The 17,183-nt window shown below is 56.8% G+C and carries 11 protein-coding genes and 3 tRNA genes; 8 read left to right on the top strand and 6 right to left on the bottom strand.

The window, feature by feature from the left end:
- Window positions 1–53: 53 nt before the first annotated feature.
- Genes ptrA through recD form a run of 3 tightly spaced genes read left to right on the top strand, consistent with a single transcriptional unit; the run spans window position 54 to window position 8,319 of the window.
- A complete protein-coding gene (gene ptrA / locus AC6I8E_RS14875; protein WP_033783987.1) occupies window positions 54–2,945 on the top strand; it encodes a pitrilysin in 2,892 nt (963 codons plus the stop codon).
- Window positions 2,942–6,481, top strand: coding sequence for an exodeoxyribonuclease V subunit beta (recB, locus tag AC6I8E_RS14870; RefSeq protein ID WP_497824179.1), 3,540 nt, complete (start codon window positions 2,942–2,944; stop codon window positions 6,479–6,481). The genes ptrA and recB overlap by 4 nt, the downstream gene beginning before the upstream one ends.
- Window positions 6,478–8,319: an exodeoxyribonuclease V subunit alpha gene (gene recD / locus AC6I8E_RS14865; protein WP_497824178.1), complete on the top strand. Its 1,842-nt coding sequence runs from the start codon at window positions 6,478–6,480 to the stop codon at window positions 8,317–8,319. The genes recB and recD overlap by 4 nt, the downstream gene beginning before the upstream one ends.
- 49 nt (window positions 8,320–8,368) lie before the next feature.
- On the opposite strand, the gene argA is transcribed toward recD, so the two are convergent.
- Entirely contained in the window at window positions 8,369–9,697 is a 1,329-nt protein-coding gene (gene argA / locus AC6I8E_RS14860; protein ID WP_013358908.1) for an amino-acid N-acetyltransferase, read from the bottom strand.
- Between the two features lie 232 nt (window positions 9,698–9,929).
- On the opposite strand from argA, the gene amiC reads away from it, so the two are divergent.
- Window positions 9,930–11,174, top strand: a complete 1,245-nt coding sequence (amiC, locus tag AC6I8E_RS14855; RefSeq protein WP_013358906.1) for an N-acetylmuramoyl-L-alanine amidase AmiC — start codon at window positions 9,930–9,932, stop codon at window positions 11,172–11,174.
- A gap of 110 nt (window positions 11,175–11,284) precedes the next feature.
- On the opposite strand, the gene AC6I8E_RS14850 is transcribed toward amiC, so the two are convergent.
- From AC6I8E_RS14850 to AC6I8E_RS14840, 3 genes are all read right to left on the bottom strand, one after another.
- A tRNA-Met gene (locus tag AC6I8E_RS14850) sits at window positions 11,285–11,361 on the bottom strand.
- 54 nt (window positions 11,362–11,415) lie between these two features.
- Window positions 11,416–11,492, bottom strand: a tRNA-Met gene (locus AC6I8E_RS14845).
- Window positions 11,493–11,551: 59 nt separating this feature from the next.
- A tRNA-Met gene (locus AC6I8E_RS14840) sits at window positions 11,552–11,628 on the bottom strand.
- A 203-nt stretch (window positions 11,629–11,831) separates the two neighbouring features.
- Between AC6I8E_RS14840 and mltA the strand changes: the two genes are divergently transcribed.
- Window positions 11,832–12,980 carry a murein transglycosylase A gene (gene mltA, locus AC6I8E_RS14835; RefSeq protein WP_013358905.1) on the top strand — a complete coding sequence of 383 codons (1,149 nt, stop codon included), beginning with the start codon at window positions 11,832–11,834 and terminating at the stop codon, window positions 12,978–12,980.
- 48 nt (window positions 12,981–13,028) lie between these two features.
- Complete coding sequence (gene tcdA / locus AC6I8E_RS14830) at window positions 13,029–13,841, top strand: tRNA cyclic N6-threonylcarbamoyladenosine(37) synthase TcdA (protein WP_497824177.1); 813 nt, start codon at window positions 13,029–13,031, stop codon at window positions 13,839–13,841.
- On the opposite strand, the gene csdE is transcribed toward tcdA, so the two are convergent.
- Complete coding sequence (csdE, locus tag AC6I8E_RS14825; protein WP_497824176.1) at window positions 13,820–14,275, bottom strand: cysteine desulfurase sulfur acceptor subunit CsdE; 456 nt, start codon at window positions 14,273–14,275, stop codon at window positions 13,820–13,822. The genes tcdA and csdE overlap by 22 nt on opposite strands.
- Before the next feature lie 2 nt (window positions 14,276–14,277).
- Window positions 14,278–15,486: a cysteine desulfurase CsdA gene (csdA, locus tag AC6I8E_RS14820; protein WP_497824175.1), complete on the bottom strand. Its 1,209-nt coding sequence runs from the start codon at window positions 15,484–15,486 to the stop codon at window positions 14,278–14,280.
- A 209-nt stretch (window positions 15,487–15,695) separates the two neighbouring features.
- On the opposite strand from csdA, the gene AC6I8E_RS14815 reads away from it, so the two are divergent.
- Entirely contained in the window at window positions 15,696–15,917 is a 222-nt protein-coding gene (locus tag AC6I8E_RS14815; RefSeq protein WP_003854643.1) for a YgdI/YgdR family lipoprotein, read from the top strand.
- Window positions 15,918–16,251: 334 nt separating this feature from the next.
- Window positions 16,252–17,169 (top strand): transcriptional regulator GcvA, encoded by a 918-nt coding sequence (locus AC6I8E_RS14810; RefSeq protein ID WP_003854641.1) that lies wholly within the window; start codon window positions 16,252–16,254, stop codon window positions 17,167–17,169.
- Window positions 17,170–17,183: the final 14 nt, after the last annotated feature.

The raw sequence follows: 17,183 nt of genomic DNA, 5'->3' as shown, positions 1-17,183 counted from the left end.
TTGAGCCGCCGTGTCAGAGATTGGCGGTTTATCGGGAAACGAGAGGGGTTTACATGCGGGTACATGCACGCTGGATAGCGGCGCTATTGTTAAGCCTGGTGGCTTGCACAGCACAGGCGCAGACATCATCAGGCTGGCAGCCAGTTAACGACACTATTCGCAAAAGTGAACAGGATCCGCGCCACTATCAGGCGATCCGGCTCGACAACGGGATGACGGTGTTACTGGTTTCCGATCCTGTGGCACCGAAATCGCTGGCGGCGCTGACGCTACCGATAGGATCGCTGGACGATCCCGATCAGCAGGCGGGACTGGCACACTACCTCGAGCATATGGTGCTGATGGGCTCAAAGCGCTACCCGCAGCCGGACAACCTGGCCGAATTTCTGAAAAAGCATGGCGGCAGCCATAACGCCAGCACCGCTTCTTACCGCACCGCTTTTTACCTGGAAGTGGAAAACGATTCGCTGGAACCGGCGGTTGATCGCCTGGCGGATGCGGTGGCAGAGCCGCTGCTGGATCCGGTTAACGCCGATCGAGAACGCCACGCCGTGAACGCCGAGCTGACCATGGCGCGCTCGCGCGATGGCCTGCGCATGGCCCAGGTGGGTGCTGAAACCCTGAACCCGGCGCATCCGGCGTCACGTTTCTCGGGCGGCAATCTTGAAACACTGAAAGATAAGCCCGGCAGCAAACTGCATCAGGCGCTGCTGGATTTTTATCACAAGCATTACTCCGCCAACCTGATGAAGGCGGTGATCTACAGCAACAAACCGCTGCCAGAGATGGCATCGATTGCGGCTAAAACCTTTGGCCGGGTGCAAAATCATGACGCCAGCGTGCCGGAGATTACGGTGCCGGTGGTGACGGATGCACAGCAGGGCGTCATCATTCATTACGTTCCGGCCCAGCCGCGTAAGCAGCTCAAAATTGAATTTCGCATTGCCAATAACAGCGACAGCTTCCGCAGTAAGACCGACACGCTGATTAGCTATTTAATCAGTAACCGCAGCAAAAACACGCTGACTGACTGGCTGCAAAAGCAGGGGCTGGCCGACGGGGTCAATGCGGGCGCTGACCCGATGACCGAGCGTAACAGTGGCGTATTTGCGATTACCGCGTCACTCACTGATAAAGGCCTGGCACAGCGTGACGAAGTGGTAGCGGCCATATTCAGCTACATCAATCTGCTGCGTCAGCAGGCCGATGATAAGCGCTATTTCGATGAAGTTTCACACGTGCTGGCGCTCGACTTCCGCTATCCCTCTATCACCCGCGATATGGATTACATCGAATGGCTGGTTGATACCATGCTCCGCGTGCCGGTTGAACACACGCTGGATGCGCCCTATCTGGCGGATCAGTACGATGCCGCTGCGATCAAAGCCCGGCTGGACGAGATGACCCCGCAGCATTCGCGCATCTGGTATATCAGCCCGCAGGAGCCGCATAACAAAACCGCCTATTTTGTGGATGCGCCTTATCAGGTTGAGAAAATTACGCCACAAACCTTTGCCGACTGGCAGCAACGCGCCAGCCAGATCACGCTGGCGATGCCCGTGCTGAACCCCTATATCCCGGACGACTTCACCCTGTTGCCGTCGGACGGAAAAACGTATCAGCACCCGGTGAAGCTGGATAACCATGATGGTATGCGCATTTACTGGATGCCCAGTCGTTATTACGCCAGCGAGCCTAAAGCGGCGATAACCCTGGCGTTACGCAATAAAAATGCCATCAGCGACGCCCGTCAGCAGGTGCTGTTTGGCCTGAATGACTACCTCTCCAGCCTGGCACTGGACGAGCTTAACTCGCAGGCCTCGGTGGGCGGCATCAGCTTTTCAACCGGTGAAGATCAGGGGCTGGTGTTCAGCGCCAACGGTTTCACGCAACGTCTGCCGACGCTGCTGAAGAAACTGGTAGAGGGCTATGCCACCTTCCAGCCGACAGAACAGCAGCTGGAGCAGGCCAAATCCTGGTATCTGGAGCGGCTGGACGCGGCGGAAAAAGGCAAAGCGTTTGAGCAGGCGATTCAGCCGATGCAACTGCTGTCGCAGCTGCCTTATACCCAGCGCGAGACCCGCCGCAAGCTGGTCAGCACAATCTCACTTAAGGATGTGACGACCTATCGCGATACGCTGTTCCGCGACGCGACGCCAGAGATGCTGGTGGTGGGTAATCTCAGTGCTGACAGCGTGACGCAGCTGGGACATGAGCTTAAGCAGCAGATGCAGAGTAATGCGACCCGCGACTGGCACAGCCAGTATGTGACGATTAAAAAACCGCTGAAAGCCAACCTGCAACAGCAGGGTAGCAGCACCGACTCCGCTCTTGCCGCTCTCTATGTTCCACTGGGATATGGTGAATATCAGAGCATGGCGCACAGCTCGATGCTGAGCCAGATCGTTCAGCCGTGGTTCTACAATCAGCTGCGTACTAAAGAGCAGCTCGGCTATGCGGTGTTTGCCTTCCAGATGCCGGTGGGCCGACAGTGGGGTGTCGGCTTCCTGCTGCAAAGTAACAGCAAACAACCGGACTGGCTGTTGCAGCGTTATAAAGCCTTCTATCCACAGGCAGAAAAACGATTACGCAGCATGAGTAAGGCAGATTTTGCCCAGTACCAGCAGGCGATGATCAACGATTTGCAGCAGCGTCCTCAGACGCTTTTTGAGGAAGCGGATCGTTTTAGCCGCGACTTTGATCGGCAGAATGATCACTTTAATACCCGGCAAAAAGTGATCGAGCAGGTTCAGCAGTTAACCCCGGCCAGCCTGGCAGACTTTTTCCGGCAGGCCGTGATTGAACACAAGGGCATGGTAATGACCTCGCAGATTGCCGGCACCGGCACTGGCAAAACTGAATTTGCCCGCCAGCCTGGCTGGAAAACCTGGAATGAAGTGGCGCAACTGCAGCAGTCGCTGCCGGTAAAGAGTGAGACCCAATGATGCAATTACCGCCCGTCTCGCTGAATCCTTTAACGCTGCCGCTTAGAGGCGAGCGGCTGATTGAGGCGTCAGCGGGCACCGGAAAAACCTTTACCATTGGTCTGCTCTATCTGCGCCTGCTGCTGGGGCTGGGCGGAGAAAACGCCTACAGCCGCCCGCTTTCGGTAGAAGAAATTTTAGTGGTGACCTTCACCGAGGCCGCCACTGCGGAGCTGCGCGGGCGCATCCGCGAGAATATTCATCAGCTGCGTCTGGCCTGTATCCGCGGCAAAAGCAGCAACCCGATGCACCAGTTACTGCTGGAGCAGATGCCCGATTTGAGTCAGGCCGCCGCGCAACTGCTGGCTGCTGAACGGCAGATGGATGAAGCCGCCATCTTCACCATTCACGGCTTCTGTCAGCGGATGCTCAATCTCAACGCCTTTGAATCGGGCATGCTGTTTGAGCAGGAGTTAATTGAAGATGAGCAGGCGCTGCTGAAACAGTCGACCGCCGACTTCTGGCGTCGTCAGTGCTATCCACTGAGTCTGGATGTCGCGCGGATCATTGCCGCAGAATGGAGCGGGCCCGACAGCCTGCTGACCACGCTGCGCCCCTGGCTTCAGGGAGAATCACCCAGCCTGAAACGTCCGCCCGCAGCCGATGAGACGCTGGCATCACGTCACGCCCGTAACCTGGCGCGCATTGAGGCCATCAAGCAGCAGTGGCAGGCGCTTAGCGCCGATGTTGAAGGCATGATCAGTGCCTCGGGTGTGGATAAGCGCAGCTACAGCAGTAAACATCTGCCCAACTGGGTCGCAAAAGTCACGCAGTGGGCCAGCAGTGAGACGCTGGATTATCAGCTGCCGAAAGAGCTGGAACGCTTTGGTCAGCAGGTGCTGGATGAGAAAACCAAAAAAGGTGATGCTCCGCGACACTCGCTGTTTGAGGCGATCGATCAGTTTCTGGCAGAACCCTTGTCGCTGCGCGATGTGATTATCGCGCAGGCGCTGACCGATGTGCGTGCCACGGTACAGCGTGAAAAGCGGTTACGCGCGCTGTTAGGTTTTGACGATCTGCTCAGTAAACTGGATGAGGCGTTGCAGCAGCCCGGCGGCGTGTTGCTGGCAGAAACCATCCGGGCGCGTTTCCCGGTGGCCCTGATTGATGAATTCCAGGATACCGATCCACAGCAGTATCGCATCTTCCGCACGCTCTATATTAATCAGCCGGAGCAGGCGCTGTTTCTGATTGGCGATCCCAAGCAGGCGATCTATGCGTTTCGCGGCGCGGATATTTTTACCTATCTGCGGGCCAGAAGCGAAGTCAGTGCTCACTACACACTGGATACTAACTGGCGTTCTTCACCTGAGATGGTAGAGAGCGTCAACCGCCTTTTTTCTCAGCTCGATTCACCTTTCCTGTTTTCGGCGATTCCCTTTCTGCCGGTGAAACCTGCTGCGCCCAACGAGTCACTGAAGCTGATTTTTGATGAGCAGCAGCAACCGGCATTACGTTTCTGGCTGCAGCCTGGCGAGGGGGTCGGCAACAGTGACTACCAGCAGTTTATGGCGCAGCAGTGTGCCGCCGATATCAGCCGCTGGCTGGTGGCAGGACAGCAGGGACGAGCCTGGCTGGGTAAAGGTGAGGCGCTGCAGCCAGTGCGGGCTTCCGATATCACTGTGCTGGTGCGCAGTCGCAATGAGGCCGGCTTAATTCGCGACGCGCTGAATGCACTGTCGATTCCGTCGGTCTATCTCTCCAGCCGTGACAGCGTCTACACCACGCCGGAAGCGCGCGAATTACTCTGGTTGCTGCAGGCGATACAGGCACCGGAACAGGAACGGCTGCTGCGTAGCGCGCTGGCGACGTCGATTTTTGCCATCGATGCGGCGACGCTGGACGCGCTGACACAGAATGAGCGCGAGTGGGATGCGCTGGTGGAGCAGTTTGCCGTCTGGCAGCAGCTGTGGCATCAGCGCGGCGTGTTACCGATGCTGCGTGATGTGATGATCAAGCGGCAACTGGCGGAGAATATGCTGGCCTCGGAGAACGGTGAACGTCGCCTGACTGACCTGATGCATCTGGGTGAACTGCTGCAGGAGGCCTCGGTGCAGCTGGAGAGTCCGCACGCGCTGGTACGCTTCCTGGCGCAGCAGATTGCCCGGCCAAACAGCCAGGCCTCCAGCCAGCAGCTGCGTCTGGAAAGCGACCGCCATCTGGTGCAGATCATCACCATCCATAAATCAAAAGGGCTGCAGTATCCGCTGGTCTGGCTGCCGTTTGCTGCCGGGTTCCGCGAGGCGGCCAGCGCGCTCTATCACGATCGCGACAACTTCACGGCGCTGCTCGATGTGCAGGGTGATGCGCAGAGCCTGGCGCTGGCCGAAGAGGAGCGTCTGGCAGAGGATCTGCGTCTGCTCTACGTGGCGCTGACCCGTTCCGTTTATCACTGCAGCGTTGGCATTGCACCGCTGATCAAAGGCACCCGTAAAAAAGAGGGCGAAAGCGATCTCCACAAGAGCGCACTGGGCTACCTGGTGCAGCAGGGGCAGGCGGCCGATGCGCAGCAGCTCAGCCAGCGACTCAATGCATTAACCGGTGAAGGGATTGCACTGGTTGAAGAAGATCTGCTGCCGGGCGAAATGTGGCGGGACGCTGAGCAGGGTGATGAGGCGCTAAGCAGCCGCGACGTGACCCGCGCCCTGGCGGATGTCTGGCGGGTAACCAGTTACTCCGGTCTTCAACAGCATCACAGTTCGCCACTGCTGGATGCGCTCCCTAACTTCGATATCGACGCAGCGGGCGAAGAAGAAAATGGTGAAGAAGCGGCACTGACGCCGCATCACTTTCCTCGCGGAGCGGCACCCGGTACCTTCCTGCACGGTCTGTTTGAGTCGATCGATTTTACCGAACCGCCGGATCGCATCTGGCTGGAAGATCAGCTGCAGCACAATGGTTACCCGCTGAGCTGGTTACCGGTCATTGAACAGTGGATTGATCGGGTGTTACATACCCCGCTCAATGCGGAGGGGCTGACGCTGTCGGCAATCAAAAGCAGCGAACGGCTCATCGAGATGGAGTTTTATCTGCCGATCAACAATCTTCTGACGGCGGCGGATCTTGACGATCTGCTGCGTCGTCACGATACACTCTCTCAGCAGGCCGCTCCGCTGGATTTCCGCCAGGTGCGCGGCATGCTGAAGGGCTTTATCGATCTGGTCTTCCGCTGGCAGGGAAAATATTATCTGCTCGATTATAAATCGAACTGGCTGGGAGAGAGTCACGCCGCTTATACGCCCGAGGCGATGGCGCAGGCGATGATTGGCCACCGCTACGATCTGCAGTATCAGCTCTATACGCTGGCGCTGCATCGCTATCTGCAGCATCGCCTGCCGGACTATGACTATCAGCACCATTTTGGTGGGGTGTTTTATCTGTTTTTACGCGGGATGGATGGCAGCTCGGCGGACAACGGCATTTTTGCCACCCGACCTTCCGAAGCTTTTGTGGAAGAGATTAATGCGCTGTTTGGTGAAACCGGGGAGATGCTATGAGTGACATGCTGAGTCTGCTGCTGCAGGCGGTTGAGAAGCGTCTCCTGCGGCCGCTGGATATTCAGTTTGCCCGTCTGGTGGCGACAGAATCACAACCTGCGCTGCTGCTTGCCGCTGCCTGCATCAGCGCAGAGGCGGGAGAAGGTCACGTCTGTCTGCCGCTGAGCAACCTCTGTGAAGACAGTCTGTTTGCCGGGCGTCAGCCTGCGCTGGCCCAGGCCATCTGGCAGGCAGCGGGTAAGCCGGATGACTGGCCATCACTCCTGGCAGACTGGTCGGCGGTCAGTAATGGCAGTCGGGTGACGCCGCTGGTGCTGAGCAACCAACGTTTGTATCTGCATCGGCTATGGCACAGTGAAGGCCGGGTCGCCGACTTTTTTGCTGCGCAGGACGTGAAAACCGCGTTTGATATGCGTGCCGCGGGTGACGTGCTGAACAGTCTGTTTGGTGACCAGCCGGAGAACTGGCAGAAAATTGCTGCGGCCGTGGCGCTGACCCGCAAGACGGCGGTCATTTCCGGCGGGCCGGGCACCGGTAAAACCACCACCGTGGCGAAACTCCTCGCTGCCCTGATTCGCCTGAATCCCGGCGCGCTGCGGATTCAGCTGGCAGCACCGACAGGCAAAGCCGCTGCGCGACTGACCGAGTCGCTGGGCCGGGCGCTGCAGGATCTGGCGGTCAGCGACGAAGAGCGGCGGCGTTTTCCCGCCGAAGCCACCACGCTGCATCGTCTGCTGGGCGCACAGCCCGATACCCAGCGGTTACGCTACCATGCCGGTAACCCACTGCATCTTGATGTGCTGGTAGTGGATGAAGCGTCGATGGTCGATCTCTCGATGATGGCAAAACTGATCGCCGCGCTGCCTGCCCATGCCCGCGTGGTGTTTCTGGGCGACCGCGATCAGCTCGCCTCCGTTGAAGCCGGTGCGGTGCTGGGCGATATCTGCCGCTGCACGGAAAGCGGCTACAGCCTGGCGCGGGCCGAACAGCTCGCCCTGCTGACCGGCTGTACGCTGCAGGGCAGTGACGATGGACAGGCACCGGTCGTGCGCGACAGCATCTGCCTGCTGCAAAAAAGTTATCGTTTTGACGCTTCATCCGGCATCGGCCAGCTGGCAAAAGCGATCAACCTTGGTGATGCAGAGCAGGTCAGGGCGGTATTTGCTGCGGCCCATGACGATGTCAGTTACCAGACGCTGAACAGCGCGGAAGCGTATCAGGTGATGATGGATGAGGTCGCACAGGGCTATCAGCCCTTCCTGCAGCTTATCCGACAGCAGGCGGATCCTGCTGAGGTGATTGCCGCCTTTGGCCGTTATCAGCTGCTGTGTGCGTTACGTGACGGGCCATTTGGCGTGCAGGGCCTGAACCAGCGAATTGAGCAGCGACTGATGCAGCTGCAGCGCATCCGGCGTCCTGGTATCGGCAGTCGCTGGTATGCCGGGCGTCCGGTGATGATCACCCGAAATGACAGTGCGCTCGGCCTGTTTAACGGTGATATCGGCATTACGCTGCGGGATGAAGAGGGTAACCTGAAGGTCTTTTTCCCGCTGCCGGATGGGTCAATCAAGGCGATCCAGCCGAGCCGGTTACCTTCACATGAAACGGCCTGGGTGATGACGGTGCATAAATCGCAGGGGTCGGAGTTCGACCACACTGCGCTGGTGATGCCGACGCAGTTTCTGCCGGTGCTGACCCGAGAACTGGTCTATACCGCGATTACCCGCGCACGTAAGCAACTGACCATTTACAGCGAACCGGGCGTATTTCAGCGCGCCGTGCAGTTGCAGACGCAGCGACGCAGCGGTCTGGTGGAACGACTGGGTGAAACCGGCTGAGAAGAAGGGGGACAGTCCACGCCAGGTGGCCTGTCCCTTCAGGATTGAATCAGGTGAGGTCGGCCATCAGCACCTTGGAACGGCGCTGATAGTTGTACATCTCTTTTTTACTCTCGGGCAGTGACTCGATATCAACCGGCGTAAAGCCGCGCTCCTGGAACCAGTGGATGCTGCGCGTGGTTAACACAAACAGCTTTTGCAGTCCCATCTGCTTCGCCTGTAGTGCCACGCGCTGCAGCAGCATTTCTCCGCGTGAGGAGCTGCGATAGTCAGGATGAACCGCCACACAGGCCATCTCGCCAATCTTCTCATCCATAAACGGATAGAGGGCGGCACAGGCGATGGTCAGATTGTCACGCTGAATAATCGTGAACTTATCGATCTCCATCTCCAGCTGCTCGCGTGAGCGACGCACCAGAATACCCTGCTGCTCCAGCGGACGGATCAGTTCGAGGATACCGCCGATGTCGTTGATATTGGCACGACGAATCTGCTCGGCCGACTCCATCACAATCTGCGTACCGATACCGTCGCGTGAGAAGAGCTCCTGCAACAGTGCGCCATCTTCCTGGTAGCTGATGAGATGGCTGCGGCGCACGCCACTGCGGCAGGCTTTCACCGCACCGCGCAGGAAGCGGACCGTGCCAGAAAGATAATCACCTTCTTTTTCAATCTCGTCGATGCGGGCCTGCGCATCGTTCGGGAACAGCTCGGAAATGATTTCACCGTCGCTGTTCAGCACACCCTGCTCGGAGCAGAAGCCGATCATTTTTTCGGCTTTGAGCTTAATCGCCAGTTGGGTAGCCACTTCTTCTGAAGTCAGATTAAAGCTCTCGCCGGTCACAGAGACCGCCACCGGTCCCATCAGCACGATGGCATCGTTATCCAGCTGGCGATGAATCGCCTCTTCATCGATACGACGGATACGCCCGCTGTGGCAGTAATCCACGCCATCATCCACGCCCAGCGGCTGCGAAATAATGAAGTTGCCGCTGACCACATTGATATGCGCGCCCTGCAGTGGGGTATTGTTAAGACTCATTGAGAGGCGGGCAGTGATATCTAACTGCAACCGACCGGCAGCCTGCTTCACTAACTCCAGCGATTGCGCGTCGGTCACCCGGGTAAATTTATGATAAACCGGTTCCAGCTGCTGCTGAGCCAGGCTGGCGTCTATCTGCGGCCGTGCGCCATAAACCACCACCAGGCGGATGCCCAGGCTGTGCAGCAGGCCGATGTCGTTAACGATGCCAGAGAAGTTCTCATGCTCAATCGCTTCGCCACCCAGCATGATGACAAAGGTTTTACCCCGGTGGGCATTGATATAGGGAACGGTATGGCGAAAACCCTGAACCAGTTCGGTACTACGTTCCTTCACGGCCAACCCTCAGTGAATGTTTATTCGTATTTTCTGTATTTTTATGCTTTTACGCCCGATTTTGCAAGTCTTAATCCTGACGAAAATTTACGTTTTTATGGATGTCAAAGCCGCTAACAGCCTGCATTATTTAGGGTTTCCGGGGTGACATCATCCTGCGGATTGGATAAAGTTTTCGCCGCCATTTGATTAACTGGCGCTTTTTTAGACATAACACAGCAGCTGGAGCGGCATGTCAGACGGTAATTCCCATTTTTCACGCAGACGTTTTTTACAGGGGACAGGCGCCTTACTGCTGTTGAGCGTCAGCCGCACAGGCCTGGCGGCAAAAAACCACATTGTGGCGGTGCGTATCTGGCCCTCATCCACCTATTCGCGTATGACGCTGGAGTCCAGTGTCGCGCTGAAATACAAGCAGTTTGCGCTGAGCAATCCCGAACGTCTCGTCATAGATATTCAGGGCCTGCATCTTAATTCGGCCCTGAAAGGGGTGGATAAGCAGGTACGGGTCGACGATCCCTTTATCAAAAATGCCCGGGTCGGCCAGTTCGACAGCAACACGGTGCGCGTTGTTCTGGAGCTGAAGCGCAACGTCGCACCGAAGATCTTTAATCTGGCACCGGTCGCCGGGATCAATCACCGGCTGGTGGTCGATCTCTATCCGACCCAGAACCATGTGGAAGACGATCCGCTGCTGGCTCTGCTGAAAGATTATAATCAGGGCGATCTGGACAAGGATGAAGGGGTGCAGGCGCCGTTACCCGGCAAAGCGGGACGCGATCGTCCGATTATCATCATGATCGATCCCGGTCACGGTGGAGAAGATCCTGGCGCGCACGGCAAATATAAGACCCGCGAGAAAGATATTGTGCTGAAGATCGGACGGCGGCTCAAAGCGCTGATCGATAAAGAGCCCCATATGAAAGCCTATATGACGCGCAATGAAGATGTCTTTATTCCGCTGCGCGTCCGGGTCGCCAAAGCCCGCAAACAGCGCGCCGATCTCTTTGTGTCTATTCATGCGGATGCGTTTACCAGTCGGGCAGCACGCGGCTCTTCGGTGTTTGCCTTATCCACCAGCGGTGCCACTTCAGCCGCCGCCCGTTTCCTGGCGCAGACCCAGAATGAATCAGACCTGATTGGCGGCGTCAGCAAAAGCGGCGACCGCTATCTTGATCACACCATGTTCGACATGGTGCAGCGGCAGACGATTCACGACAGCCTGAAGTTTGGTAAAGAGGTGCTGCATCGTATGGGGCGCATCAACCATCTGCACAAACGCACCGTGGATCAGGCTGGCTTTGCGGTGCTGAAAGCCCCGGATATCCCGTCAATCCTGGTAGAGACCGCGTTCATCAGTAATGTGGAAGAGGAGCGTAAGCTGCGAACCACCCGCTATCAGCATCAGGTGGCAGAGGCGATTCTGAACGGTATCAAAGCGTATGTTGAGAGTGGGGCGGCACTGGCCCATCGGTAAAGGTGTGCGGGTAGTCACGGCTATCCGCGCATTTATCTGCGGGAGAGAGGTTTAAGAGGAATTCGCGAACGGCAGAAACAAAAAAACACCCTTTCAGGTGTTTAAATGATTGGTTGCGGGGGCCGGATTTGAACCGACGACCTTCGGGTTATGAGCCCGACGAGCTACCAGGCTGCTCCACCCCGCGTCCGTATCATACTTATTTCACATTGTGACTTCTGTAAAACGACTGCAGAAGTATTGGTTGCGGGGGCCGGATTTGAACCGACGACCTTCGGGTTATGAGCCCGACGAGCTACCAGGCTGCTCCACCCCGCGTCCGTATTGCTTCTGTTACTTCTCACACTGTGACTTCTGTAAAACTGCTGCAGAAGTATTGGTTGCGGGGGCCGGATTTGAACCGACGACCTTCGGGTTATGAGCCCGACGAGCTACCAGGCTGCTCCACCCCGCGTCCGTGGAAGCGCACTATACTCTCCGCGCTAATTCATGCAACCCCTTTTTAAAGATAAAAGCCAAATTAACAGCCAGTTGCTGAAGGATTCAGCCATCTGATTAATTATTGAACTGATATGCGCTACGTCAAAGCGGATGCATTTCATTCTGTCGGGGGCTTTGCTATCGTCGCGGGGCGAACAGTTATAAAAAGAGAAGAGAATGAAATCACATTGGGTGAAGTATGCACTCACTGGCGCGTTAATCACGCTGCTGGCGGCCTGTAGCTCTAAACCGACCGATCGCGGTCAGCAATATAAAGATGGCAAACTGGAACAGCCGCTGGCGCTGGTGAATCAGCCCAATGCTAAAGGCGCGCCGGTTAATGGCAAAGACTTTGGCGATCAGGTGCGCCAGATTCAGTCCGCCTCATCCGCTCTTTATAGTCGTCAGAACGGCACTTACAGCGCCATTGAAAGCTGGCTGATGGCGGGTGCTGATACCCGGCAGCTTCGCCAGTATGGCCTGAATGCCTGGCAGATGGAGGGCACGGATAACTACGGTAATGTGCAGTTCACCGGTTACTACACGCCGGTCGTGGAAGCGCGCTACACCCGTCAGGGCGAATTCCAGTATCCAATCTACCGTATGCCGCCGCGCAAACGCGGAGAGAAATTACCGAGCCGCGCCTCTATCTATAGTGGCGGACTTGATGACCGCTACGTCATTGCCTACAGCAACTCGCTGATTGATAACTTCATGATGGATGTGCAGGGCAGTGGTTACGTCGACTTTGGCGATGGCCGCCCGATGACCTTCTTTGGTTACGCCGGTAAAAATGGCTGGGGCTACCACAGTATTGGTAAAGAGCTGATCGACCGTGGTGAAGTGAAGCGCGAAGATATGTCGATGCAGGCGATTCGCCAGTGGGCGCAGGAGCACTCACCGCAGGAAGTGCGTGCGCTGCTGGAAACCAACCCGTCATTCGTCTTCTTTAAGGCTGAGCCGTTTACGCCGGTGCGCGGTGCCAGCGCCGTTCCGCTGGTAGCGAAAGCCTCGGTGGCTTCTGACCGCTCAATTATTCCGGCGGGCACGGTGCTGCTGGCAGAAGTGCCGCAGTTGAATGAGAAGGGCAAATTCAACGGCAAATATGAGATGCGCCTGATGGTGGCGCTCGATGTGGGTGGCGCGATTAAGGGACAACACTTTGATATCTATCAGGGTATCGGCCCGGATGCCGCGCATCTGGCGGGCTTCTATAATCACTACGGACGCGTCTGGGTAATCAAAGCCGCACCGGGTGCCGGACAGCCGCTGTTCTCCAGCCCGCAAAACGGTAATAATGGTTCACTGCTTCTCGGCTCTAACTAATGTCTTCTCTGCGGGCCTCCGGGCCCGCACGACGTAACAGGTTCAACTATGAAAGTGTTAAATGACGCCTGGCATCAGCGCTTTGGCGGCACGGCGCGTCTCTATGGCCAGGATGCGCTGCAACGTTTTGCTGACGCACACTTCTGCGTCATTGGTATCGGCGGCGTGGGTTCCTGGGCAGCGGAAGCGCTGGTGCGCACCGGCATTGGTAAAATCACCCTGATAGATATGGATGACGTCTGTATTACCAACACTAACCGTCAGCTTCATGCGCTGCAGGGCAATGTCGGCAAAGCCAAGACGGACGTGATGGCAGAGCGGCTACGGGCGATCAATCCGGACTGCGACGTGATCTGCATTGATGACTTTATTACGCCTGAGAACACCGCCGAACTGATGGCCGCCGGTTTCGACTATGTGATCGACGCGATCGACAGCGTACGCCCTAAAGCGGCGCTGATCGCCTGGTGTCGCCGGAATAAGATCCCGCTGATCACCACCGGTGGCGCGGGCGGACAGATTGATCCGACCCAGATCCAGGTCGCCGATCTGGCGAAAACCATTCAGGATCCGCTGGCGGCGAAGCTGCGCGAACGCCTGAAAAGCCTGGGGGTGGTGAAAAGCAGCAAGGGCAAACTTGGCATCGACTGCGTTTTTTCTACCGAAGCGCTGGTCTATCCGCAGGCCGACGGCAGCGTTTGTGCTTCACGCAGCACGGCAGAGGGTCCGAAGAGAATGGATTGCACATCCGGCTTTGGCGCGGCCACCATGGTGACCGCGACGTTCGGTTTTGTGGCCGTTTCGCATGCGCTGAAGAAGTTTCTGGCACGTGCCGCCCGTCAGGATGCGGTCAGCGCCTGACGCGCGGCATGCTCTACCGCAGCAGCCAGCGCCTGCAGACCGCTGCTGCGTGAGGCGCTGAGCTGGGCACGCAGCCCCAGCTCATCAAACAGGGTTAAGGGATCGGTGGCCAGTAATTGCTGCGGCGTCTGGCCCTCAACGGCGGTCAGCAGCACGGCCAGCAGGCCGCGCACGATCCGTCCTTCACTGTCACCATAGAAATGCAGTGAGCCATCCTCACACAGCTGGCTGCCCAGCCAGACCCGGTTTTCACACCCGCTCAGTTCAATTTCCGCTGTTTTCAGTTCCTCCGACAAGGCAGGTAACTGGCGGCTCAGCTGGATCAACTGACGATAACGATCTTCCCACTGATGAAAGCGGCCAAAGCTCTCTTTCAGACTGGCAACGGTAATCTGTTCGCCAAACGGGTGTGGCGCTAACCGCGATGAACACATAATCAAAACTCCGATAACAGCGCGATGGCGCTCTTCATGGCGCGCACCAGCGCATCAACATCCTGCAGATTATTATAGGGTGCAAAAGAGGCGCGCAGCGTGCCACTGACGCCCAGCGCCGCCAGCAAGGGCTGCGCGCAATGCTGACCGGCGCGCAGTGCGATTCCCTGCTCGGCCAGCAGCGTTACCAGGTCACTGTGATGCAGACCTGCGAATTCAAAGGCCAGCAAGCTGGCATTGCCACAGCGGAAGCTGCGAAAGCCGGGCAGTTCTGCCAGTTGCTCTTCCGCCAGCGAGGCAAGCTGCTGACTCCAGCGCTCGGCTTCGGGCAGATCGTACTGCGCCAGCCAGCTCAGTGCCGCACTCAATCCCACCACCCCAGCCACATTCGGGGTGCCAGCCTCAAAACGCCACGGTACCGGCTGCGGCGTGAAACCATTGAAGTCGACATCCGTGATCATCTTACCGCCGCCCTGCCAGGGCGCCATCGCCTCCAGCAGCTCCGCTTTGCCATATAACGCGCCAATGCCCATCGGGCCGTAAATTTTATGGCCGGAAAAAGCGTAAAAGTCGATATCCAGCGCCTGTACGTCAGGCGGGCAGTGCACCACCCCCTGCGCGCCATCGACCATCACTTTCGCGTCCACGGCATGTGCCAGTGAAATCGCCTGTGCGAGATCGGGGCATCCCCCGGTGACGTTCGACATCTGACCTACAGCCAGCAGGCGGGTGCGGCTGTTAAGCAGAGCGGGTAACAGGCTGATATCGGGCAGACGATCTGGCCCTAACGGCCATTTTACGACGCGGGCACCGCACGCCTGCGCAGCCATCAGCCAGGGAACCAGGTTGGCGTGGTGCTCAGCCTCACTCACCACGATCTCATCACCGGGCTGCAGGCGCGGACGCAGCCAGCTGTTCGCCACCAGGTTTATCGCTTCGGTGGTGCCACGCGTCCAGACAATCTCTCGATCGTCCGCGGCGTTAACCCAGCGAGCAACCTGATTGCGCGCCTGCTCATAGCGCTGGGTTAAGGCCTGCGCCGCAGCAAACTGGCTGCGATGAACCGTACCCGCGCTGAGGCTGTAAAACTGCTGCGTGCTGTCAATCACGGCCTGCGGTTTCAGCGTGGTCGCGGCGCTGTCGAGGTAGACGCCGGCGTCGGCGAGCGCGGGAAACTGCTGGCGGAATGCGGTGGGATTAAATGCGGTCATGCCGGGTCCATGATAAGAAAAATTAGGACCACACTGAAAGAATGGTCTGCGTCTGGCAAAGCTGGAAAAGCGCGTTATGCTGAATATTGCAAGGTTTGAACCAAACCCGCATAACGATCGGACGTTTAATAGTCGATCTCACTTATCGGCTGCCTCTGGTTAGCGTAACGCGGGTGGTTTGATGCAATCAATCTACAAGGAGATAGCAGATGAAAAAACTTACCGCAGTCCTGGCCGTGTGTACTCTGGCTTTTACCCTGAGTGCCTGTTCAAGCAATTATGTCATGCATACCAACGATGGTCGCACCATCGTGGCTGCCGGCAAGCCTAAAGTTGATAACGATACCGGCATGATCAGCTATAAAGATGCGAATGGCAACGAGCAGCAGATCAACCGTTCTGATGTCAAAGAGATGGTCGAGTCAAAGTAAGCAGCAAAAAAAAAGCACCGCAATTTGCGGTGCTATTTAAAAATCACTATGGACAGACAGGGTAAATCTACAGGAATTAAGAGTTCGATCCGCAATCGTCGGATCAAAAATTGCAAACACAACATCACGACCACAAGCCAAAAGCTTTCAGAAAATCTGCGAACTCACTCACAAATCTAAAAACTTTTCGTTCCGGCTCAGGAAGTGCGGCAACTATAGGTATTTGCTGGAGGTTCCTCAACGGACAAATTATAATGCCTCGGATTAAAAATTCTAATACGTAAACGCTTTGTATAAGCCTGCGTATTTTTCGCCGATCCGGATACGGAAAACCATGTCGAAACGCCTTCCTCCTCTTAACGCACTGCGGGTTTTTGATGCCGCTGCGCGCCATTTAAGCTTTACCAAAGCCGCTGAAGAGCTGTTTGTCACCCAGGCTGCCGTAAGCCATCAGATTAAATCTCTGGAAGATTTTCTGGGGTTAAAGCTGTTTCGCCGGAGGAATCGTTCGCTGTTACTGACCGAAGAAGGGCAAAGCTACTATCTCGACATCAAAGAGATTTTCTCGGCAATTAACGAAGCGACCCGCAAACTGCAGGCGCGCAGTGCCAAGGGCGCGCTGACCGTCAGTTTACTGCCGAGCTTTGCTATTCAGTGGCTGGTTCCCCGCCTCTCCAGCTTTAATATGGCTTATCCGGGAATCGACGTACGTATCCAGGCCGTTGACCGCGATGAAGAGAAACTGGCCGACGATGTCGACGTGGCAATTTTCTACGGCCGTGGCAACTGGCCCGGCCTGCGGGTTGAAAAACTCTATGCCGAATATCTGCTGCCGGTCTGTTCGCCATCACTGATGACCGGCGATAATCCGCTGAAAACCCCGATGGATCTCTCGCGCTTTACCCTGCTGCATGATGCCTCCCGCCGTGACTGGCAATCGTATATCCGCCAACTGGGTTTACAGCATATCAACGTGCAGCAGGGGCCGATCTTCAGCCACAGCGCCATGGTGTTGCAGGCGGCGATTCATGGTCAGGGCGTGGCGCTGGCCAACAACGTCATGGCGCAGAGCGAAATAGAGGCCGGGCGATTAATCTGCCCCTTTAATGATGTATTAGTCAGTAAAAACGCTTTTTATCTGGTTTGTCATGACAGTCAGGCAGAACTGGGTAAAATAGCCGCCTTCCGACAGTGGATCCTGGAAAAAGCTGCAACCGAACAAGAAAAATTCCGCTTTCGCTATCAACAATAACATCTTGATTTATT

This window comes from Pantoea sp. X-Soil-YNGN-785 (assembly GCF_059730585.1).
The sequence above is the reverse complement of the archived record's forward strand: the minus strand, read 5'-3'. Positions and strand labels throughout refer to the sequence as shown.